Raw genomic sequence first — 649 nt, 5'->3', positions numbered from 1 at the left:
TACCCGGGCAAACAGGTGCACGTCGTCTGGGACAACCTGAACACACATCGCGCACAGGCCGTCTGGCAGGCGTTCAACGCACGGCACAATGAGCGGTTCCACTTCCACTTCACGCCGTTGCACGCGAGCTGGGTCAATCAGATCGAACTCTGGTTTGCCCGCTACACGCGCCGAGTGCTGCGCCATGCGAGTCACACCAGCACCGCGCACCTGCGCGAGCGCACCGAGCAGTTTGTCCGCGCGCACAATCAGACGGCACGCCCGTTCAAATGGACTTTCCGGGGCTATCCGCTGCAAACCGGCGCATCGTAATCGAGGATCGACATGCCAGCTTTTCCCGCCAAACATTACGCTGCCGAACTGCAGCGGCAACTACGCACCCTGCTCGGCCACGAGCAGATCGTCACGCAGGCCTACGGGCGTCACCTGCTGATCAAACGTATGGACGACGAGGAGCCGACCGTGGTGGCTCGGCTGACCGAGCTCAGCCGCAATCGTTATGGCGCCGCCTTTCGTACCCATAGTGGGCGTTGGGAACCTCTGCCCGGCACCGGCACACTCGACGAGATGGCCGAGGTGATCGTCACCCTACTGGAGCCATATTTGCAGCCCGATAATTATTAAACCTATTTACGAGATGTTGTACTAG

2 protein-coding genes are annotated in these 649 nt (G+C 60.4%); both read left to right on the top strand.

The window, feature by feature from the left end; genetic code table 11:
- A partial coding sequence (locus ACGLHR_RS52045) for a transposase (protein WP_400103982.1) occupies positions 1-312 on the top strand: 312 nt, incomplete at its 5' end.
- 12 nt (positions 313-324) lie between these two features.
- Positions 325-624: a hypothetical protein gene (locus tag ACGLHR_RS52040; RefSeq protein WP_400103980.1), complete on the top strand. Its 300-nt coding sequence runs from the start codon at positions 325-327 to the stop codon at positions 622-624.
- The last annotated feature ends 25 nt before the right edge of the window (positions 625-649 follow it).

Origin of the sequence: Cupriavidus sp. CuC1 (assembly GCF_044627735.1) — a bacterium.
GTDB lineage: Bacteria > Pseudomonadota > Gammaproteobacteria > Burkholderiales > Burkholderiaceae > Cupriavidus > Cupriavidus ulmosensis.
The sequence above is the reverse complement of the archived record's forward strand: the minus strand, read 5'-3'. Positions and strand labels throughout refer to the sequence as shown.

Excerpts from the sequence above, each read along its gene's own strand:
- ACGLHR_RS52040 (WP_400103980.1), top strand. The coding sequence starts at position 325 with ATGCCAGCTTTTCCCGCCAAACATTACGCTGCCGAACTGCAGCGGCAA.